Origin of the sequence: Fuscovulum sp. (genome assembly GCA_035192965.1) — a bacterium.
In the GTDB taxonomy this organism is placed as follows: domain Bacteria; phylum Pseudomonadota; class Alphaproteobacteria; order Rhodobacterales; family Rhodobacteraceae; genus Paragemmobacter.
Window position 1 is genome coordinate 2,763,534 of record CP136571.1, and the last position, 18,442, is coordinate 2,781,975.

At 65.9% G+C, this 18,442-nt stretch carries 22 protein-coding genes; 6 read left to right on the forward strand and 16 right to left on the reverse strand.

Annotated elements, in window-relative coordinates:
• The first annotated feature begins 78 nt into the window (after nucleotides 1-78).
• Entirely contained in the window at nucleotides 79-294 is a 216-nt protein-coding gene (locus tag RSE12_13555; GenBank protein WRH64825.1) for a hypothetical protein, read from the forward strand.
• Here the strand turns inward: RSE12_13555 and RSE12_13560 are convergent.
• The 3 genes from RSE12_13560 to RSE12_13570 all read right to left on the reverse strand — a co-directional run bounded on the left by RSE12_13560 (nucleotide 291) and on the right by RSE12_13570 (nucleotide 2,733).
• A complete protein-coding gene (locus tag RSE12_13560) occupies nucleotides 291-2,093 on the reverse strand; it encodes an enoyl-CoA hydratase-related protein (protein WRH61402.1) in 1,803 nt (600 codons plus the stop codon). The genes RSE12_13555 and RSE12_13560 overlap by 4 nt on opposite strands.
• Before the next feature lie 86 nt (nucleotides 2,094-2,179).
• Nucleotides 2,180-2,404 carry a hypothetical protein gene (locus RSE12_13565; GenBank protein WRH61403.1) on the reverse strand — a complete coding sequence of 75 codons (225 nt, stop codon included), beginning with the start codon at nucleotides 2,402-2,404 and terminating at the stop codon, nucleotides 2,180-2,182.
• Between the two features lie 11 nt (nucleotides 2,405-2,415).
• A complete protein-coding gene (locus RSE12_13570; GenBank protein ID WRH61404.1) occupies nucleotides 2,416-2,733 on the reverse strand; it encodes a TraR/DksA family transcriptional regulator in 318 nt (105 codons plus the stop codon).
• Between the two features lie 165 nt (nucleotides 2,734-2,898).
• On the opposite strand from RSE12_13570, the gene RSE12_13575 reads away from it, so the two are divergent.
• The 4 genes from RSE12_13575 to RSE12_13590 all read left to right on the forward strand — a co-directional run bounded on the left by RSE12_13575 (nucleotide 2,899) and on the right by RSE12_13590 (nucleotide 5,224).
• Nucleotides 2,899-3,774, forward strand: a complete 876-nt coding sequence (locus tag RSE12_13575; GenBank protein WRH61405.1) for an MBL fold metallo-hydrolase — start codon at nucleotides 2,899-2,901, stop codon at nucleotides 3,772-3,774.
• A 120-nt stretch (nucleotides 3,775-3,894) separates the two neighbouring features.
• Nucleotides 3,895-4,323, forward strand: a complete 429-nt coding sequence (locus RSE12_13580; GenBank protein WRH61406.1) for a YeeE/YedE thiosulfate transporter family protein — start codon at nucleotides 3,895-3,897, stop codon at nucleotides 4,321-4,323.
• 2 nt (nucleotides 4,324-4,325) lie between these two features.
• Complete coding sequence (locus RSE12_13585; protein WRH61407.1) at nucleotides 4,326-4,766, forward strand: DUF6691 family protein; 441 nt, start codon at nucleotides 4,326-4,328, stop codon at nucleotides 4,764-4,766.
• Between the two features lie 29 nt (nucleotides 4,767-4,795).
• Nucleotides 4,796-5,224: a TIGR01244 family sulfur transferase gene (locus RSE12_13590; protein WRH61408.1), complete on the forward strand. Its 429-nt coding sequence runs from the start codon at nucleotides 4,796-4,798 to the stop codon at nucleotides 5,222-5,224.
• A gap of 26 nt (nucleotides 5,225-5,250) precedes the next feature.
• Here RSE12_13590 and RSE12_13595 read toward each other — a convergent pair whose 3' ends face one another.
• The 10 genes from RSE12_13595 to RSE12_13640 all read right to left on the reverse strand — a co-directional run bounded on the left by RSE12_13595 (nucleotide 5,251) and on the right by RSE12_13640 (nucleotide 15,156).
• Entirely contained in the window at nucleotides 5,251-6,168 is a 918-nt protein-coding gene (locus tag RSE12_13595) for a FliM/FliN family flagellar motor switch protein (protein WRH61409.1), read from the reverse strand.
• Nucleotides 6,169-6,222: 54 nt separating this feature from the next.
• The gene (locus tag RSE12_13600) at nucleotides 6,223-8,910 is read right to left on the reverse strand and encodes an ATP-binding protein (protein ID WRH61410.1); all 2,688 of its coding nucleotides are present in this window, start codon (nucleotides 8,908-8,910) and stop codon (nucleotides 6,223-6,225) included.
• A gap of 2 nt (nucleotides 8,911-8,912) precedes the next feature.
• Nucleotides 8,913-9,179, reverse strand: a complete 267-nt coding sequence (locus RSE12_13605) for a hypothetical protein (protein ID WRH61411.1) — start codon at nucleotides 9,177-9,179, stop codon at nucleotides 8,913-8,915.
• Nucleotides 9,176-9,544: a response regulator gene (locus tag RSE12_13610; GenBank protein ID WRH61412.1), complete on the reverse strand. Its 369-nt coding sequence runs from the start codon at nucleotides 9,542-9,544 to the stop codon at nucleotides 9,176-9,178. The genes RSE12_13605 and RSE12_13610 overlap by 4 nt, the downstream gene beginning before the upstream one ends.
• Before the next feature lie 120 nt (nucleotides 9,545-9,664).
• Entirely contained in the window at nucleotides 9,665-10,978 is a 1,314-nt protein-coding gene (locus tag RSE12_13615) for a short-chain fatty acyl-CoA regulator family protein (GenBank protein WRH61413.1), read from the reverse strand.
• Nucleotides 10,979-11,150: 172 nt separating this feature from the next.
• Nucleotides 11,151-12,143 (reverse strand): ABC transporter substrate-binding protein, encoded by a 993-nt coding sequence (locus RSE12_13620; GenBank protein ID WRH64826.1) that lies wholly within the window; start codon nucleotides 12,141-12,143, stop codon nucleotides 11,151-11,153.
• 24 nt (nucleotides 12,144-12,167) lie between these two features.
• Complete coding sequence (locus RSE12_13625) at nucleotides 12,168-13,013, reverse strand: ABC transporter permease (protein ID WRH61414.1); 846 nt, start codon at nucleotides 13,011-13,013, stop codon at nucleotides 12,168-12,170.
• Nucleotides 13,010-13,897: an ABC transporter permease gene (locus RSE12_13630; GenBank protein WRH61415.1), complete on the reverse strand. Its 888-nt coding sequence runs from the start codon at nucleotides 13,895-13,897 to the stop codon at nucleotides 13,010-13,012. The genes RSE12_13625 and RSE12_13630 overlap by 4 nt, the downstream gene beginning before the upstream one ends.
• Nucleotides 13,894-14,229 carry a hypothetical protein gene (locus tag RSE12_13635; GenBank protein WRH61416.1) on the reverse strand — a complete coding sequence of 112 codons (336 nt, stop codon included), beginning with the start codon at nucleotides 14,227-14,229 and terminating at the stop codon, nucleotides 13,894-13,896. Before RSE12_13635 ends, RSE12_13630 begins: the two co-directional genes overlap by 4 nt.
• A gap of 126 nt (nucleotides 14,230-14,355) precedes the next feature.
• The gene (locus RSE12_13640) at nucleotides 14,356-15,156 is read right to left on the reverse strand and encodes an ABC transporter ATP-binding protein (GenBank protein WRH61417.1); all 801 of its coding nucleotides are present in this window, start codon (nucleotides 15,154-15,156) and stop codon (nucleotides 14,356-14,358) included.
• Nucleotides 15,157-15,428: 272 nt separating this feature from the next.
• Between RSE12_13640 and RSE12_13645 the strand changes: the two genes are divergently transcribed.
• Nucleotides 15,429-15,860 carry a cupin domain-containing protein gene (locus RSE12_13645; protein WRH61418.1) on the forward strand — a complete coding sequence of 144 codons (432 nt, stop codon included), beginning with the start codon at nucleotides 15,429-15,431 and terminating at the stop codon, nucleotides 15,858-15,860.
• Between the two features lie 2 nt (nucleotides 15,861-15,862).
• Here RSE12_13645 and RSE12_13650 read toward each other — a convergent pair whose 3' ends face one another.
• From RSE12_13650 to hydA, 3 genes are all read right to left on the reverse strand, one after another.
• A complete protein-coding gene (locus RSE12_13650; protein WRH61419.1) occupies nucleotides 15,863-16,324 on the reverse strand; it encodes a hypothetical protein in 462 nt (153 codons plus the stop codon).
• A 243-nt stretch (nucleotides 16,325-16,567) separates the two neighbouring features.
• Nucleotides 16,568-16,960: a hypothetical protein gene (locus RSE12_13655; protein ID WRH61420.1), complete on the reverse strand. Its 393-nt coding sequence runs from the start codon at nucleotides 16,958-16,960 to the stop codon at nucleotides 16,568-16,570.
• Complete coding sequence (gene hydA, locus RSE12_13660) at nucleotides 16,960-18,414, reverse strand: dihydropyrimidinase (GenBank protein ID WRH61421.1); 1,455 nt, start codon at nucleotides 18,412-18,414, stop codon at nucleotides 16,960-16,962. Before hydA ends, RSE12_13655 begins: the two co-directional genes overlap by 1 nt.
• Nucleotides 18,415-18,442 lie beyond the last annotated feature (28 nt).

An 18,442-nucleotide genomic window follows, 5' to 3' on the forward strand; every position in this document is an offset into this window, starting at 1 on the left:
GCTGACCGTCCAGCCATGGCTTGCCTGCCGTGCCTGCGCAGGTTACCACCCCGGCAGATGACCAGCGGGGCAAAGACGATGGATTACGTGATCTGGGGCGGGGCGGCGCTGTCGATGATCGGCATTCTGGGGCTGGTCTGGTGCATCGTTCTGGCGCTGCGGGCCAAACGCTCCGGCCTGCCCGATGATCAGATCAAGGCCCGGTTGCAGCAGGTTGTGGCGCTGAACCTCGGCGCGCTGGCAATCTCCGCGCTGGGTCTGATGATGGTGATTGCGGGCATCATTCTGGCCTAATGGCCTGAAATGCCCCGCCCTTCCGTGATCCGCCGGTCAAACAGCGGCGACGGCGTGAACAGGCCGGGCGCGTCATGTGCCCAAAGCCGCAGGTCGCGGCGCAACACCATCAACCCGCGCTGATCGGCCTGATGCATCGGCCCGCCGGTCCAGCGCGCCACGATCCCCGCCGCTATCGCCACAGCATCCACCGTATCGCCATCCCGCGCCGTGCCCGCCTCGATCAGCCGCGCCCCGGCATTGGCCAGCGCCCCGAAACAGCGCCGCGCCACCGCCTCTTCGGCCGGTTTCGCCACACCCGCGCGCCCCTCGCCCGCAATTCCGGCCAAGGCCAACGCCTGCGCAATCATCGCACGTGTCACGCCGCGCCCTTCCAGAAAAGTCACCGTCTCGGCCAGCGCCGTGGCCAGGGCCACCGCCACTGGCCCACCCGGCCCCACCGGCACCACCGACCATCCCAACCGCCGCCCAAAGGCCACCGCCTGCGCCGCCCGTGCCGGCGTTGTCGCCCCTTCCAGCACCATCTCGGCCAAGGGTTCGGCCTGCTGCACCAGCGAAACCGCCACCGCCCCCTTCGGCGCATCCATGCCAAGCGCCAGCACGACACGCGGCGCAGGCAGCACCAGATCGGGCCGCGTGGTGATCACCACCTCAGCCTCGGCCAGCCGCTCCTGCCCCACCAGCGGCACCAGCCGCGCCCAATCGGCATCGCGCGCCTCGGGCGTCATCCGCCCGGCCTTCACCTCGGCCTCCTGCGCGGCGGCGATGGCCTCCAGCGCCGAAACCAGCCCCGCCTTGGACGGATCGGCCAGATGCACCGACATCCTGGCCTGCATCGCCTGCCGCGCGATTGTGGGCCCATCCCCACCCGCGCCCCAGATCGCCAACCGCTGCGGCACCGCCACAGGCTCCTGCGCCGCCACCACGGCTGGCAGCCGCCACGCCGCGCGCTCGGCCCGATAGGCATGGCGCAACCCCTGCGATTGCGCCGTCACGCTCAGATCATCAAAGGCCGCCGCCTCAAAGGCCAAACCCTGCTCAAAGGGCAGCAAAAGCGCCGCCTCCACGCAATCCACGATCCGCCCCGGCGCAGGCAGGCGCGATCCGCGCTGCCCCTCGCGCGCAGCGGCCAGCGCCGCGCGATAGGCCGCCACGTCCCGAAACCCCGTGCGCAGCGAATCGGTCCGCCGCCAACCGCCACCCTGTGCCCGCGCCGCGGCCAGTTCACGCGCCGCCGACCGCCCGGCCGCCTGCGCATCCCCCGTCACCACCTGATCAATCATCCCCATGGCCAGCGCCTCGGCCGCTCCAACCACCCGCCCGCTCAGCATCAGGTCAAGCGCAACCGCCCCCCCCACCAGCCGCGGCAGGCGTTGCGTGCCGCCCGCCCCGGGCAACAGTCCAAAGGCCACATCCGGCAGGGCAATTTGCACCGTCTCATCCGCCAGCCGCAGATGCGCCGCCAGTGCCAGTTCCGCCGCGCCGCCCAGCACCGGGCCTTGCAACAGCACCACCACCGGGCAGGTCAATTCCTCGATCTTGCGGCACAGATCGCGCAACAACGGGGCCTGTCCCGCCCCGGTCTCGGCGGCACCAAGGTCAAGCCCGGCTGAAAACACCCCGGCATCGCCCCGGATCAGCACCGCGCCGCAATCTGTCACCAGCGCCAGATCCAGCGCCTCTGCCAAAGCAGCCCGCAACGCCGCACCCAGCATGTTCAGCGGCGGATCGGCCAAGGCAATGTCCAGCACCGGGCCAACGCGCCCGATCCGCAGCAACTGCCCCCCATTCTCCGCCATGCCTGCCCGCGCCCCGCTGTGTTTTGGCGTATTAAGCTTGCAGTCGGCGGGCTTGGCAATGGTGCGCCTGCGCCGGGGTGGCGCAATCACACCGGCATGTTATCGAAACCGTCCTCCTGCGTCGCCTCTTCCGCCAGCCGCCGCTGCGCGGCCTCGGCCTCGGTTTCCCCCGGCACATCACCCGGCATCACCTGCGTCAACGCCTCCATCTCGGCCTTCAACAGCGCAAGCCCCATGGCCTGCCCCGCCGCCATCGCCTCGACCGCTTCACCCATCAGCGCGGCCATGTCCGTCAATCCGGTCTTGGGCATCTTATCCTCCCTCACGCCGCGCAATCGCGGCAAAACGGCGTATAGGGCAGCACATCCAGACGGGCCGCCCCGATCTCTGCCCCGCATTTCGTACAGATGCCGTACTCGCCATCCGCGATCCGCCCCAGCGCCGCCGTGATCATCCGGCTTTCCTGCTGCGCGCTCAGCCCCATGCCCTCCAGCACCTCATCGCCTTCGCGCTCTGTCGCCAATTCTTCCCAATCGGCGGACTGGTGCGATTCCAGTTCCGTCTCGATTCCCGCCATGCGGGCGTTAAGATCGGCCAGCCGGGCCTCCAGCTGGGCCTTCCGGGCGGTAAGCGATGTCATCCTGCGTTCTCCCTGTCTGCGATGCCCGCCATCCTGCACCACCCGCCCTGCACCCGGCCTTGACCTTGATCAATCCACCTGCGGTTTTGATATATTCAGAACTTGTGATACATTTTCCGCACCCCATATTCTGGGCAGACCACAGCCAGGAAAGGACGCCGCCCGATGCAAAGCCCTATTCAGGCATCCGTGCAGCCCTTCTTTGACGAGGCGACGAACACCCTCACCTACCTTGTGCAGGAACCTCAGGGCCGCGCCTGCGCCGTGATCGATTCCGTGCTGGATTTCGACTATGCCTCAGGGCGCACAGATACCCGGTCGGCCGATGCCGTGATCGCCCATATCCGCGACCATGATCTTGATCTGCAATGGATTCTGGAAACCCATGTCCATGCAGACCACCTCTCTGCTGCGCCTTATATCCAGGAACGGCTGGGTGGGCGCATCGGGATTGGGGAACAGATCACCGTGGTGCAGGAAACCTTTGGCAAAATCTTCAACGAAGGCACCCGGTTTCAGCGCGACGGGTCGCAGTTCGACCGGCTGTTTTGCGATGGCGACAGCGTGATGATCGGCCAACTGCGCGGCGATGTGATGCACACGCCTGGCCACACTCCGGCCTGCCTTACCTATATCTTCGGGGATGCGGCCTTTGTGGGCGACACGCTTTTCATGCCCGATTTCGGCACAGCGCGCTGCGATTTTCCCGGCGGCTCTGCGGCGGTGATGTATGACAGCGTCCAGCGCATCCTGTCCCTGCCCGATGACACCCGCATCTTCGTAGGCCATGATTACAAGGCCCCGGGGCGCGAGGACTATGCTTGGGAAACCACCGTCGGCGCGCAAAAGGCGCTGAACGTCCATATCGGCGCGGGTCGCAGCCGGGATGACTTTATCGCCATGCGTCAGGCCCGCGACGCCACACTGGCGATGCCGCGGCTGATCATCCCGTCGCTTCAGGTCAACATGCGCGCCGGACAGATGCCCGAACCCGAAGACAATGGCACAAGCTATCTGAAGGTGCCCATAAACGGGCTCTAGCGGCGGCGCTCGGGCCCCGCAAATCGGTTCCCTTCCAAGATCCCCGGGCGGCCCGGTTCGCCCCTTCCCGAAACACCACATCAACGCCGCAGCACCAGCGGCAGACAGGCAGGATGGACGATGTTCGATATCGCATGGCTTTGGGGCCTCGCAGGCGGGCTGCTGATCGGCGGCGCGGCGGCCCTTTTCCTTCTGGTCAATGGCCGCGTCATGGGCGCCTCTGGCATTGTCGGCGGTCTGGTCGATGGCACCGGCCGCGACAACCTCATGGAACGGCTGTCCTTCCTTGGCGGCCTGATCCTCGCCCCCGCCCTGCTTGCAGCGCTGTTCGGCGGAGCAGAGACGCACCTGACCGGCAACTGGACCGTGATCATCATCAGCGGCCTGCTCGTAGGGCTGGGCACGCGGCTGGCCAATGGCTGCACCTCGGGCCATGGCGTCTGCGGAATTTCGCGCCTGTCGCTGCGCAGCATCGTGGCCACCGTCTTCTACATCCTTGCGGGGGGCATCGTCATGGTGCTGGCCCGCCACTTGCTGGGCTGGATCTGACCATGAAACAAAGCCTGTTCTCCGCCCTCGCCGGGGCGATCTTCGGCATCGGTCTGCTGATTTCGGGCATGACCGATACCACCCGCGTGCAGGGTTGGCTGGATGGGTTCGGCGATTGGGATCCCACGCTCGCCTTCGTTCTGGGCGGTGCCCTGATCCCCATGGCCATCGCCTGGCGCGTCGCCGCACGTCGGCGCATCGCGGTTCTGGGGCGGACCATCCCGCTCCATCCCGGCGGCAGCACCACCGATGCGCCGCTGGTCATCGGCTCTACGCTCTTCGGCGCAGGCTGGGCCCTGTCAGGCCTCTGCCCCGGCCCGGCCATGGCCTCGCTGGGTTGGGGCGGCACCGGCGGTCTGGTCTTCCTTATCGCCATGCTCGCGGGTATGGTCGCCGCACCCGCCGCCCGAACGCGGCTCGACCGGCTGGCGGCCGCACCTTGAGCGCCGCCACACAGACCGAGGAGTTGAGAATGGATATCCGCGCCCTGACGCCCAGCTATGCCGTGTCGCCCCAGATCGACCCTGCCGATCTGCCCGCGATCAAGGCGGCCGGATACACCACCATCATCGACAACCGCCCTGATGGCGAGATTCCGCCCGACCTGCACACCGATGTGATGCGCAGCGCGGCCGAGGCACTGGGTCTGGCCTTCGTCGCCAATCCGGTGATCGGCGGGGCGATGACGATGGACAATGTCACCGCCCAGCGTGCCGCCATTCAGGCCGCCTCCGGCCCGGTCTTTGCCTATTGTGCCAGCGGCAACCGCTCGTCGGTGGTCTGGGCGCTGGCCCATGCGGGCCAGATGCCTGCGGATGATCTGATCGGCATCCCCGCCCGCTTCGGCTATCAGCTCGACCATCTGCGCCCCACGCTGGAAAGCCTTGCCCAACAAGGCTGACAGGGCCGCGCCAAACCGCCCCCGCGTCATGATCGCCGCTCTGCCAGTGCGGCGGTCTGCGCAGGCGGGGCCGTCTCCGCCGCCTCAGCCGCCAGCCGCACCGCCCGCAGGTTTCCCTGTCGGCCCAGTTTGCCGGACCCGACCTTGCGGCCATCCATCCCTTCCAGGGCGATCCGTCCGATTTCAGCCCGGGGCAGCGCGATCTCCTGTCCCACCTGCAACGCCATCACCGCACCCAAAGGCAGCGACAGCCGCGACAGCACCGCCACCAGCCGCGCCTCGGCCCCGGCCACCTGCGCGACCAGCGCCTCGGTAAACCGCCCATCCTGCGCAGGCGGCAAGGCCAGCCCCCCCACCGCGCGCCCTTCCGGAATGGCCAGCATCATGGGGCCGCCCCGTGCGCCAAGGGCAAGGTCAACCTCTGCCACCAAAAGCCGATAGGGCACATCCTCCAGCAGCAGCGACAGGCCGCGCCCGCCATCCACCGTGGCCGCAAAGCGAAACCCCCGCGCCCATTCGGAAAGGCCGGTCTCGCTGGCCCCCGCCTCCAGCCCGGCCAACGACCGGTCCAGCACCGGGGCCAGCAGCGCCGCATCCGTGCGCGTCGGGCGCCGCGCCGCCGCGCGATCTGCCGCGCGATCCACCGCCGTGACAGCCCCGGTCGTCATCGCCTCGACCATACCGGCCATCAACCCGGCATCCAGAACCGCAACCCCCGTCGCCTCCCCCGCCCCTTCATCCAAGGCACAGATCAGCGCGGGTTCGGGCAGCATCTCCACCAGTTCGGCCAGACTGCGCCGCTCCACGCGAAAGCCGGACAGGCGCAGCGGAACCCCCATCTCTTCCTGCGCGGCCCGCGCCAACGCCAGCGACCACAGCCGGGACAATGCCCCGCTGTCTTCTGCCGCAGCGCCACCTGCGCGCTTCATCCGCACCAAAGCCATTCGCCGATCCCGCACCTGTTTGGCGCAGGATGCCCGCAATCTGCCAAGAAAGGGTTAAGCCGCCTGCTGTTCCAGCCGCAGCGGCAGCGTCACCCGAAACGCCGCCCCGCCCTGCCCGGGCAAATAGCCGATGGTCCCGCCCAGATTGGCCATCACCTCGCGGCAGATCGCCAATCCCAGCCCCGCCCCCCCGGCCCGGGTCTGGTCCGTCAGCCGGGCGAACTTCTCGAAGATGATTCCCTGGCTCTGTTTCGGGATGCCCGATCCGTTATCCACGAAATCCACCGACACCCGCCCTGCCCGTTGCCGCACCGTAATCTTCAACTCCGGCGCCTCCGCGTCGCAGTACTTCCGGGCGTTGGAAATCAGGTTGATGAACACCTGCACCAGCCGGTCCGCATCTGTGCGGACAAACAGGTTTTCGCTCGGCAAATCGCGGTGGATCTCGAACACCCGCTCGGGCCGCGTATGGCCGGCCGATGCCAGCGCCCGGTCGATCAGTTGCTGGATATTGGCAAGGCTCAGGTTCAACTGCACCGATCCGTTTTCCAGCACGCTCAGATCCAGCAGGTCATCCAGCAGCCGCGTCAGCCGGATCGCCTCTTCATGGATGATCCGCCCGTAATTCGCCACCATTTCGGGGGGAAGGTCGCCTTCGGTCAATATCTCGGAAAAGGCGCGGATGGATGTCATCGGCGTGCGCAATTCATGGCTGATCTGGCTTAGGAATGCATCCTTCTGCACCGACAATTGCGTCAGCTTTTCATTCGCCTCGCGCAACTGCCGTGCGGTGCGGGTCAACTCCTCGCGCTGGCTTTCCAACTCGGCCGAATATTCCATGATCTGCGCGGTCTCATTGGCCACCGCCATCAGATCCTCGACCGAAACCGTCGCGCGCCCGACGATCTGGCTGATCATCGCATGCGCCGTCGCCGCCCCCACGGACCCCGCCAGCCGCCGTTCCAGCCCCGCCACAAAATCCGGCGTCGCATCGGGCAGGTATCCGTCCTTGCCCTGCCCCCGCGCCTCGGCGGCGAACACCGCCAACGCCGCCTCCTTGCCTAGAATCCGTTGCGTCATCACCAGCAGCGCCTCCGGTTCCGCCCGCCCGCGCGCCCATCCCTGCGGCCCCGACGCCTCCGCATCGAACACGTTCACAAAGGCCGCGCCCTGCATCCGCTCCACCGGCCCCGGAAAGGTGAACAGCGACACCCCGCAGAACGCCACGGTGTTCAGCACCATCGACCAGAACAGCGCATGTAAAAGCGGGTCCATCCCTTCCACCCCAAACAGCGCTTGCGGCCGCAGCCAGCCGATCCCGCCCAGCCCCTGTTCAAACACCGCAACCGACAACGCCGCCCCCGGCCCAAAGGACGGCAGGTACAACGTATAGGCCCAGACGGCAAAACCCGTCACCAGCCCCGCCACCGCCCCCATCCGCGTGGCCCCGCGCCAGTAGAGCCCCCCGATCAGAACAGGCAACACCTGCGCCACGCCGACAAAGGCAATCAACCCGATCGCCGCCAGCGCCGCCGACCCGCCCGAGAGGCGATAATACATGTATCCCAGCGTCAGCACCGCCACGATCGCCAGCCGCCGCGACAGGATCACGATCCGCCGCACATCCCCCGACATCGCCGCCTTGGGCCGCAGCTTCAGCCAGATCGGCATCACCACATGGTTCGAAACCATGGTCGCCAGCGCGATGCTTTCCACGATCACCATGGATGTGGCGCTGGAAAACCCGCCCAGGAAGGCCAGCATCGCCAGCGTTCCCTGCCCTTCGGCCAGCGGCAGGGTCAGCATGAACATGTCGGGGTTGGAACCCGCAGGCATCCGCTCCAGCCCCATCACCGCGATGGGCACGATGAACAGGCTCATCAACAGCAGATAAAGCGGAAAGGCCCAGCTTGCCCGCGCCATGTGGCGCTCTTCGCCATCCTCGACGATCATCACCTGAAACATGCGCGGCAGACAGATCACCGCCGCCCCGGACACAAAGATCAGCCCGGCCCACCGCCCCGGCTGCAAGTCCCAATCCGCGATGGATGAGGCATCGATCCGCTCGATCATCTCTGCCGGCCCCCCGGCCAACCCCCAGACCACGAATATCCCCACCGCCAGCAGCGCCACCAGCTTGACCACCGCCTCCACCGCGATGGCCAACACCACGCCGTGATGCTGTTCCTTGGCGTCCAGATTCCGCGTCCCGAACAGGATGGTGAACAAGGCCAGCCCCCCTGCCACCCAGATGGCGGTGGAATCCCGGTCCGGCAGCGCCCAGCCTTCCGGCGTCTCACTGGCAAAGACGCCGAAAGACAGCGTCACTGATTGCAGTTGCAACGCGATATAAGGCGTCGCCGCCACCACAGCGAGCAGCGTCACCACCACCCCAAGCAGGTTCGATTTGCCAAACCGCGATGAAATCAGGTCGGCAATCGACGTCACCCTTTGCTGCCGCCCGATCACCACCAGCTTGCGCAACAAAAGCCACCAGCCCACGAAAACCAGCGTCGGCCCAAGATAGATGGTCACAAACTCCAGCCCCGACCGCGCCGCATAGCCCACCGCGCCATAAAACGTCCAGGCCGTGCAATAGATCGACAGCGATAAGGTGTAGATCATTGGTGACCGCAACCACCCGATCCGCCCCATCGCTGCCCGCCGCTCGGCCAGAAAGGCCACAAGGAACAGAAAGGCCACATAGGCCAGGCAGGACAGCACAAGGATGTTAAAGGGCATGGCTAGCGCTCCTCGCCCTCATCCTCGGCGCTTTCCTCGGCCAGCCCCGGCGCCATCAGCGCCGCCACCAGCACCAGCCCGAACCAGACAGCGAACAGATAGATGCCGTCCCGCGCCGTATCGGCCTGCGCCGTATCACCCGGCGACCACAGGATCGGCACCAGAAGCAACAGCGCCCCAAGGATCGGCAACATCCGGGCCCCATCGCGCAGCCGCCGCTTGCGATAGCTTCCGCGCTTCAGGAACAAAGGCGCGCGCGGCCGCCTCATCGCGCCACCAATTCCCGAACCGAGGCAAGGATTTCGGCATTGGAAAAGGGCTTGGTCATGAACCGGCTCACCCCGGCGCGTTCCGCGGCCTCACGGTCGCGCCCCTGCCCCTTGGCCGTCAGCATCAGCACCGGCACCGCCTCTGTCGCCGGATCGGCCCGGATCGCCTCCAGCACCTCCAGCCCCGAACAGCTTGGCAGCATCAGATCGAGGATCACCAGATCATGGCGCGCGGCCCGCACGGCCTCGGCCGCGCCGATCCCGTCCGTCATGGTCGACACCTGCCAACCATCCCGGCTCAGGATGAACCGGATCGCCTCGGCAATATTCGGCTCGTCCTCGATCAGCAGAACATGGCTCGCCATTCCGCTCTCTCCCCCTGTTCGGCCCTGGCGCATCTGCTGCGCGCCTCATCCTCCGGCCTGTCGTGACGATGCGCAATTCCGCGCCCTGTGTCAAAAGCCATTCACCCCGGCGCGGGCCAATCACTCCGCCTCGCCCATGATCGAAGGCTCCCGCCGGGCCGGACAGTCCGTCCGCGCGCAGACCCGGCAACTCGTCCCCACCTGCTGCGCCGCCACACCCGTCGCAGTCCCCTCCAGCGGCCAGATCAGCATCGCCGCCTCGCGCAGCTCCACCCCGCCAAGCCCCTCGGGATGGCGCAGATCACACCAGGCCAGCGCCCGGAACCGCCGCGCGCCGCGCCCCACCGTCACCAGATCGGCCAGCACCGGGCTGCCCGGCCGCCCCAGTGCCGCGAAAATCGGCCAAAGCGGGCAGGCCGCCCCAAAGCGCGGCACGGCGAATCCCTCGGCTGGCTTGCGAAACGTCATCGTCCCCGACCCGTCACAGACCACCAACCCCGCCGTCGCCCCCGGTCGCAACGCCATCCGTCGCATGACCGCCACCACGGACAGCCCCGTCATCTGCGCAATCCGCAGCGGATCGCGCCCCGCATCGCCCGCCTGCGCCCCTTCCGCCTCCAGCATCTCCAAAGGCAGCGCCGCCGCCTCTGCCGCCGCCCGCGCAACCCAGTCGCGCGCCAGAACCCGCGCGCCCCCCGACACCAGCCCCGCCACCTCGTGCAGCACCGCCTCCGGCCCCGCGCCACCCGGCTCCAGTTCCGGCACATGCCAGCCCCGACCCGCCAGCCAGGCCTCAAGCTCCTCTTGCGGCGCAGCGATCCCCTGCACGCCCGCCTGCTCGGACCCGTCCAGATAGGCCACCAGCGCCTCCGACCCCGCCGCCAACCGTTCGCTGTCGGCAAACAGATTGCGCAGGAACCGCTCGCGCCATTCGGGGGCAATCTCGCCCGGCTCGGCCAGAATCTCCGCCGTCGACCGCACCGATGACACCGCCGACAGCATTTCATGCAACGATGCCGACAGATGCGGGTCATGCGTCATGCGGTCGTTCAGCGCCTCCACCGCCCGCTCCAGCCCCGCCGCCCGCCGCTCCAGCGCGATAAGCGCCTCCGCCCAGCCCGGAAACCGCCCGGCAAATTCCTCAACCCGGTCCAGTTCCGCCCCGGTCCCCTCACCCGCCGCCGCCGCCGCCGCCGCCGCGCGCAGATCCTCCAGAAGCGTGCCGCCCGCACCTTCGCGCAGCGCCGCCAACGGCATGCCCAACACACCGGCCAGCGCTTCCAGCACCTCTGCCGTCACCCGCCGTCGGTTATGTTCGATCAGGTTCAGATAGGATGCAGAAACCCCCGCCTCGCGGGCCACATCGGCCTGCCGCAGCCCCAGCGCCAACCGCCGCTCTCGCAACCGCGTCCCTGTCAGCGCCGACATCGGCATTGCTTGGCCCTCCCCCGGCAAGGGCAACAGATTTACAAGGCCCTGAAAACTTTACAACCGCTGCTTCACCTTGGCCCAAATACCCAATTCCACCGCCGCCACCCGGCAAACCAAAAGAAAAGGCGCGCGCAGGTCTCCCCGCACGCGCCCCCATTCAGCCGTCAGACGATGCTTACTGCAGCGCCTTATCCGTGATCGCCGTGGTAAAGGCCGCCGCATCCGGGGCCTTGGTGATGGCCGGGTTGTCCGGGCTCACCGCTGCCAGCAGCGCCTCGACCGTCGCGTTGAAATCGGCCGGGTCCAGCGCCCCGTTCGACCCAGCGGTCAGCTTGGCAACCTCGCCCATCATATAGGTCTGGTGCTCCAGCGTCTGCAGACCGGTCTGGTCGGCATCCACCACGATCTGCGCCGCCTCGGCCGGATTGGCCTCGGCATATTTCCAGCCCTTCATCGAAGCGCGCACGAACCGCACCATCTTCTCTTCAAAGGCCGGATCGGCCAGCGCGGATTCCATGACATACAGCCCGTCTTCCATCACCTTCACGCCCTGATCGCCATAGCTGAAGAACGTCAGCTGTTCCGGCGTCAGCCCGGCATCGAGAACCTGACCATATTCGTTATAGGTCATCACGCTGATACAGGCCGCCTGCCCGTTCAGCAGCGCCTCCACGTCGAAGGCCTGCTTCAGAACGGTCACGCCGCCCTCGCTGCCATCGGTCGCCAGGCCCAGCTTCGCCATCCACGCATAGAAGGGATATTCGTTTCCGAAGAACCAAACGCCCAGCGTCTTGCCCGGGAAATCGGCCGTGGTTTCCACGCCCATATCCTTGCGGCAGACAAAGGACAGCCCTTGATTCTTGAACGGCTGCGCGATGTTCACCAGCGGCACGCCCCGCTCGCGCGCGGCCAGCGCAGCAGGCATCCAGGTGGTGATGACATCCGCGCCACCGCCTGCAATCACCTGCTCGGGCGCGATATCCGGCCCGCCGGGCAGGATCGACACGTCAAGGTTCTCTTCGTCATAGAACCCTTTCGCCTCGGCCACATAGTACCCGGCGAACTGCGCCTGCGTCACCCATTTCAGCTGCAACCGCACCTGATCCTGGGCCTGGGCTGCGCCTGCGGCAAACACCGCCATCAGCGCACCCGTCAAAAGTCCTTTCATCATGCCAACCTCCTTGTTGTCATCTTATCCCCGCACTCTCTGCGACGGGTGCCAGAACGTGACCCGGCGTTCCACCAGTGCCACGAACCCATAGAACGTGGTGCCCGCAAGGGCCGCCACGAAAATCTGCGCCCAGACCATGGGCAACGCAAGCGATCCGACGGCGGTCGAGATGCGAAACCCCATCCCCCGCGTCGGAGAGCCAAAAAACTCGGCAACGATCGCCCCGATAACCGCCAGGGTTGTGGCAATCTTCAACCCGTTAAAGATGAACGGCATCGCCGCCGGCAACCGCAGCTTCAACAGCGTCGGCCCATAGCCCGCGCCATAGGTCCGCATCAGGTCGCGGTGCATCCGGTCGCTGGCCGCCAGCCCCGCCACAGCGTTCACCAGCACGGGAAAGAACACCATCGCAAAGACGACTGCCGCCTTCGACTGCCAGCCAAAGCCGAACCATGTCACCATGATCGGGGCCACGCCGACGATGGGCAACGCCGCCACGAAATTCCCCACCGGCAGCAGGCCCCGCGTCAGCAGTTGCGACCGGTCCACCAGCACCGCCACCACCAACGCCGCGCCACAGCCCATGACATAGCCGGAAAAGGCACCTTTCACGATGGTCTGCACAAAGTCCGACCACAGCAATCCAAGGTTCCCCGCCACCGTCGCCGCCACCACCGATGGCGCGGGCAAGATCACCTCCGGCACTGCCAGCGCGCGCACTGCGCCTTCCCACAGCACCAGCACAGCCAGCCCGAACAGCACCGGCGGCAGCAACCGCAACGGGCCTGCCTTCACCCGCCCCGCAATCCAGACATTCACCGCCCAAGCCACCAGCCAGAACAGGATGGCCCCCCACAGCACCATCATGGCCGCACCCCCATCACCCGGTCTGCCCCGCGCTGCACCGCACCGACGGCCAAAATCAGCATCCCCGCCACCAGCGCCGCCGCAAACAGCGACGCCCACATCAGCAGGGGCTGGCCAAACTGGCTCGCCACCAGCATCCGCGCGCCAAGGCCCTCAACCGCACCCGTCGGCAATTCCCCCACGATCGCCCCCACCAGCGCCGCCGCGATGGCGACCTTCAGAGAGGCAAAGAAATAGGGCATCGAAGACGGCAACCGCAGATACAGAAAGCTCTGCCACCCGTTCGCATTCCACGTTGCCAACTGGTCCAACTGCATCGCATCGGGCGACCGCAACCCCTTCACCATCCCCACCAGCACGGGGAAAAAGCTCAAGTAAGCACTGATGATGGTCTTTGATACCAACCGGTTCTCCAACCCCAACGCCTCGCCCAGCGACAGGGTGTTTGACAGCACCACGATCATCGGCGCCAACGCCACGATGGGAATGGTCTGGCTGATCACCGCCCATGGCATGACCGTCGCCTCCATCACCCGGAAATAGACGATCCCGATCGCCAGTGACACGCCCAGCAGAATGCCCATGGCAAAACCCGCCAGCGTCGCCTCCATCGTCACCCAGCCATGATAGACAAGGCTGCGCTTGCTGGTGATGGCCTGCCCCGTGATCCCGTCCCACAGCGCCACCGCCACCTGATGCGGCGCGGGCAGCAACGGCCGCTCCAGCGCCATCGTGGCCCGCACCACCTCGCCCAATCCCGGCGTAGTCCCTGCGCGCCCGGCCTGATCATAGACCCAGGTGGAATTCATCCACACAGCCGCAACATACCAGATCACCAAGATGATCCCCAGAACGGCCAGCACGGGCAAGGTTTTCCCCTTCATCCTTGCGCTCCCTGCGGCCAGGCAATCAGGGCCACCGCCACGATCCCCAACACCACCCCAGCCGTCTGCATCCCCGTCAGCCGCTCACCGAACCAAAGCACCCCGATCAGCGCCAGCGCCACCAGTTGCACCACCGACGATATCGCCACCGCCAGCGCCAAGCCGCTTTCCCGCATCAGCCGCACCATCATCAGGTTGCCCACCAGAAAACAGCCCAGCGCCAACGCAAGCGTGGGCCACGCCCCCGATCCCGCATAGGCCCGCAGCACCGCATTGGCCGCTACAAAGGCCGCCATCGCGCCGCCCAGCCACAGCATAAGCCCCCCGCTCATGCGGCACCCCCGGCTTCATCTTGGCCCAAATACCCAAATGCACCGCCCTTCACGGGCGAAACGCCAACAAAACCGCCACTCTCTTCCGCATAACGGGGGATGGTCGGGGTCACAGGGCGCGCGACCTTACACCTCATCGCCATGCCCCGCCCGCAACCCATCCCGCACACGATGCGCAATCTCGATGAACTCGCGGCTGTCACGGATGTCCAAAGGCCGCTCTTTCGGCAAGGGGCTCTCGATCACATCCGTGATCCGCCCCGGTCGCGGGCTCATCACCACGATCTTCGTGGACAGATACACCGCCTCGGGGATGGAATGGGTCACAAATCCAATCGTCTTGCCCGTCGCGGCCCACAGCTTCAGCAATTCCTCGTTCAACCGATCCCGCACGATCTCATCCAGCGCGCCGAACGGCTCGTCCATCAGCAGGATATCGGCATCAAAGGCCAGCGCCCGCGCGATGCTCGCCCGCTGCTGCATCCCGCCCGACAACTGCCATGGGAACTTCTTCCCGAACCCGCCCAATTCCACCAGATCCAGCACCCGCGCGATCCGCTCGGCCTGTTCCGCCTTGGAAAACCCCATGATCTCCAGCGGCAGCGCAATATTCCCCGCAATCGTCCGCCACGGATACAGCCCCGCCGCCTGGAACACATAGCCATAGGCCCGCTTCATCCGCGCCTCGTCCGGGGTCATCCCGTTCACCGTCAGCGTCCCGCCCGTCGGATGCTCCAGCGCCGCCACGCAGCGCAGAAAGGTGGTCTTGCCGCAGCCCGACGGCCCGATAAAGGACACGAACTCCCCCCGGTTCACCGTCAGGTTCACATCCTTCAGCGCATGCACCGGCCCATCGCCAGTTTCGAACGTCAGGTTCAACCCCTTCGCCTCGATCACCGCCGCGCTTGTGTTCAGCGTATCCTTCATTCCACCTTTTCCCCGGCCCGTCCCCGCGCGCCGTCATCAAATCTTTGCACCGTCCCGGCATGGTCTGCCCGTCGCGCTGACAGGAAAGACACCCCCATGCCAGGAACTCTCGCCTTCGCCCCCACGCAGGATGATCTGGAAGACGATCTCTTCACCGTCCCCGTCCTCACCTTCGCGCCCCCGCCACAGCCTGCGGATGAGACAGAAGAAGGCTGACGCCCCCCACCTTCCCATGGCACAGTGGCGCAACAAACCTGCCGGAGCCTCTTGCCATGACCCCCAACGTGACCAGTGACACGCGTCCCCCCTGCCGCAAACTGCGCCCCTCTGCCGACCAGACCTATGCCGGCAAACAGGGCTTCTCCTATTTCGAAGGCATCGCCCGCGAAACGACCGGCGCGCAGGCCATCTGCATGCACCTGCTCACCATCCCGCCCGGTGGCCGCGCCAAGGCGCACAAGCACACCACCCACGAAACCGCCATCTTCATGCTCGACGGCGTCACCACCATGTTCTGGGGCGATGCCCTCGAACATCGGATGGAGGTGGAAGCAGGCGATCTCCTCTACATCCCCGCCGACATGCCGCATCTGCCCTTCAACCCCGGCCCCACCCCCGCACGCGCCGTCATCGCGCGGACCGATCCGCACGAACAGGAAAGCGTGGTTCTGCTGCCAGAACTGGAGGGGTTGGTGGGGGGCTAGGGTCATGCGCCACCGTCCTGATCTACGTGCTTGATCCGAAACCACGCGAGAAGCAGCGCGAAAGTAGCGGCAAGCAATGGCCAAGCGCCAAGCGCAAAGAACGTTGTGATGTTGGCGAAGTTGGCCGGACTAGACAGTACGAGTGCAATAACCCCAATCGCAGCCACGGCGACTGACAGAAGCACGCACAAGATACGCGCAGCAGTCGTTGGCTCATAGCGGCTGGAAAGCAAAGGCAAAGCCCATTTCGCCAAAGGCCGCGAAATGGCCCAGCCAACCGCGCTGAACAGGAAGGCAACGGCGATAAGTGGTCCGAAATATACGATTGCGACGAGGGCTGCACCCTCTGTGTCATGCAAGAACCCTGCTCCGCTAAGGAAGACCATGATCAACCCGATGAATGAGGCAAAAAAGACGACTGCCGCAACACGCGCATTTGTGGCAGAGGCGTTTTGAGAAGTCATCGGCGCTTTTGGTGTCATGTTGTCCGCGCCCCCCGCGTCAATCCGCCATTGGCGCGGATAGGCTCGGCCGCGCCGTCATCGCCGGCACCGACCCGCATGAGCAGGAAAGCGTGGTGTTGCTGCCGGAGCTGGAGGGGTTGGTGCTCTAGCGGATCATGCTGCACTGCGATCATACCTTTGCTCCAAAGTCCAACAAGGGGCCCAAGTCGGCCCTGCGGCAGGCGAAGCGAGCAACACTTTGGACTACCATCGCACCACCCTGCGCCCTAGGTTTCTGGTTCTCAGATAGGCCATCGCGCCGCACATACCTGCGATGGCAAAAGCGCCGATGGTCAAAAAGTCGTCTGCTTCAAATACCAGCATTACAGCAAAGGCCCCGACGAAAAGACCCGCTGCGGCATGGTGCCAAACACCGTCCCAACCTTCGGCATACATCAAAAGCTTCACGACCAGCACGAAAGGTAGTGCCAAAGTTCCCACCATCCCAACGACGCCGAAAGGATCAGCCCAGCGTCCTATCCCCAATGCAAACAACGGAACCGAAGCCGAAAGCGACCCAAACAGATATGCAAAGGTCACAACCAAGGTGAACTTCCCGGCCCTGACGAGTGATGCCTTCTGCCCGGCTTTCACCATCAAACCCCCGTCGCGGGAACACCCGTCCGCACCACCGGGCGCGGCGCGGTCAGGTCTTTCCACTGGCTCAGCGCCCGGTTCACCGCAGGCCGCGCCTCGCGGCCAACGAATTGCCCGTGGCCCTCTTGTGTCTTCACCGCCCCGTCGTCGATGGCCACCTGCCCCCGCGTCAGCACGAAACGCGGCAGACCCTTCACCTTCTGGCCTTCGAACACGTTGTAATCGATGGCCGATTGCTGCGACGTGGCCGAGATGACCTTTTCCTTCTCAGGGTCCAGCACCACCAGATCGGCATCCGCCCCCACCAGCACCGCCCCCTTCTTGGGATACAGGTTCAGGATCTTGGCGATATTGGTCGACGTCACCGCCACAAACTCATTCGGCGTCAGCCGCCCTGTCCCCACCCCATGCGTCCACAGCATCGGAAGACGATCCTCCAGCCCCCCGGTCCCGTTCGGGATCTTGGCAAAGTTGCCCACACCAAACCGCTTCTGCTCGGTGGTAAAGGCGCAATGGTCGGTCGCAACACAGGACAGCGACCCCGACATCAGCCCCGCCCAAAGGCTCGCTTGATGTTCCTTGTTGCGGAACGGGGGCGACATCACGCGCCGCGCCGCATGGTCCCAGTCGGGATGGAAATACTCGCTCTCGTCCAGCGTCAGGTGCTGGATCAGCGGCTCGCCCCAGACCCGCTTGCCCGCCGCCCGCGCGCGCCGGATCGCCTCATGCGCATCCTCGCAGGACACATGGACGACATACAAAGGCACCCCCGCCATATCGGCAATCATGATGGCCCGGTTCGTCGCCTCCCCCTCCACCTGCGGCGGGCGGGAATAGGCATGGCCCTCCGGCCCCGTATTCCCCTCGGCCAGCAGCTTCGCCGTCAATTCCGCCACCACATCGCCATTCTCGGCATGGACCATGGCCAGCCCGCCCAGATCGCCGACGCGCCGGAAGGACGAGAACAACTCGTCATCATTCACCATCAGCGCGCCCTTGTAGGCCATGAAATGCTTGAAGGAGGTGATCCCCGCCTTCACGCTGTCCTCCATGCCTTCCCAGACCTTCTCGCCCCACCAGGTCACGGCCATGTGGTAGGAATAGTCGCAATTCGCGCGGCCCGATTTGTTGTGCCACATCCCTGCGGCATCCATCAGCCCCTGCCCCTGCCCAGGCAGCACGAAATCCACCACCATCGTGGTGCCACCCGACAGCGCCGCCCGCGTCCCGCTCTCGAAATCATCTGCGCTGTAGGTGCCCATGAAAGGCATCTCCAAATGCGTATGCGGATCGATCCCACCGGGCATCACATAGCAGCCCGTCGCATCCAGCTCCGTCCCGCCCTTGAGGCCCTGCCCGATCTCGGTGATCTTCCCCCCCTCGATCCGAACATCAGCCTTGTAGGACAGGTCCGCCGTCACCACCGTCCCGTTCTTGATGATCGTCGCGCTCATCAGCTCATCTCCTATGAAACGCCCGTGC

Bases quoted from the DNA above. Each gene is read 5' to 3' on its own strand.
- RSE12_13640 (WRH61417.1), bottom strand. From the start codon at position 15,156: ATGAAGGATACGCTGAACACAAGCGCGGCGGTGATCGAGGCGAAGGGG.
- RSE12_13600 (WRH61410.1), bottom strand. From the start codon at position 8,910: ATGCCCTTTAACATCCTTGTGCTGTCCTGCCTGGCCTATGTGGCCTTT.
- RSE12_13570 (WRH61404.1), bottom strand. From the start codon at position 2,733: ATGACATCGCTTACCGCCCGGAAGGCCCAGCTGGAGGCCCGGCTGGCC.
- RSE12_13615 (WRH61413.1), bottom strand. From the start codon at position 10,978: ATGCCGATGTCGGCGCTGACAGGGACGCGGTTGCGAGAGCGGCGGTTG.
- hydA (WRH61421.1), bottom strand. From the start codon at position 18,414: ATGAGCGCGACGATCATCAAGAACGGGACGGTGGTGACGGCGGACCTG.
- RSE12_13585 (WRH61407.1), top strand. From the start codon at position 4,326: ATGAAACAAAGCCTGTTCTCCGCCCTCGCCGGGGCGATCTTCGGCATC.
- RSE12_13580 (WRH61406.1), top strand. From the start codon at position 3,895: ATGTTCGATATCGCATGGCTTTGGGGCCTCGCAGGCGGGCTGCTGATC.
- RSE12_13620 (WRH64826.1), bottom strand. From the start codon at position 12,143: ATGAAAGGACTTTTGACGGGTGCGCTGATGGCGGTGTTTGCCGCAGGC.
- RSE12_13635 (WRH61416.1), bottom strand. From the start codon at position 14,229: ATGAGCGGGGGGCTTATGCTGTGGCTGGGCGGCGCGATGGCGGCCTTT.
- RSE12_13575 (WRH61405.1), top strand. From the start codon at position 2,899: ATGCAAAGCCCTATTCAGGCATCCGTGCAGCCCTTCTTTGACGAGGCG.
- RSE12_13625 (WRH61414.1), bottom strand. From the start codon at position 13,013: ATGATGGTGCTGTGGGGGGCCATCCTGTTCTGGCTGGTGGCTTGGGCG.
- RSE12_13590 (WRH61408.1), top strand. From the start codon at position 4,796: ATGGATATCCGCGCCCTGACGCCCAGCTATGCCGTGTCGCCCCAGATC.
- RSE12_13655 (WRH61420.1), bottom strand. From the start codon at position 16,960: ATGGTGAAAGCCGGGCAGAAGGCATCACTCGTCAGGGCCGGGAAGTTC.
- RSE12_13595 (WRH61409.1), bottom strand. From the start codon at position 6,168: ATGGCTTTGGTGCGGATGAAGCGCGCAGGTGGCGCTGCGGCAGAAGAC.
- RSE12_13555 (WRH64825.1), top strand. From the start codon at position 79: ATGGATTACGTGATCTGGGGCGGGGCGGCGCTGTCGATGATCGGCATT.
- RSE12_13610 (WRH61412.1), bottom strand. From the start codon at position 9,544: ATGGCGAGCCATGTTCTGCTGATCGAGGACGAGCCGAATATTGCCGAG.
- RSE12_13645 (WRH61418.1), top strand. From the start codon at position 15,429: ATGACCCCCAACGTGACCAGTGACACGCGTCCCCCCTGCCGCAAACTG.
- RSE12_13560 (WRH61402.1), bottom strand. From the start codon at position 2,093: ATGGCGGAGAATGGGGGGCAGTTGCTGCGGATCGGGCGCGTTGGCCCG.
- RSE12_13650 (WRH61419.1), bottom strand. From the start codon at position 16,324: ATGACTTCTCAAAACGCCTCTGCCACAAATGCGCGTGTTGCGGCAGTC.
- RSE12_13605 (WRH61411.1), bottom strand. From the start codon at position 9,179: ATGAGGCGGCCGCGCGCGCCTTTGTTCCTGAAGCGCGGAAGCTATCGC.
- RSE12_13630 (WRH61415.1), bottom strand. From the start codon at position 13,897: ATGAAGGGGAAAACCTTGCCCGTGCTGGCCGTTCTGGGGATCATCTTG.
- RSE12_13565 (WRH61403.1), bottom strand. From the start codon at position 2,404: ATGCCCAAGACCGGATTGACGGACATGGCCGCGCTGATGGGTGAAGCG.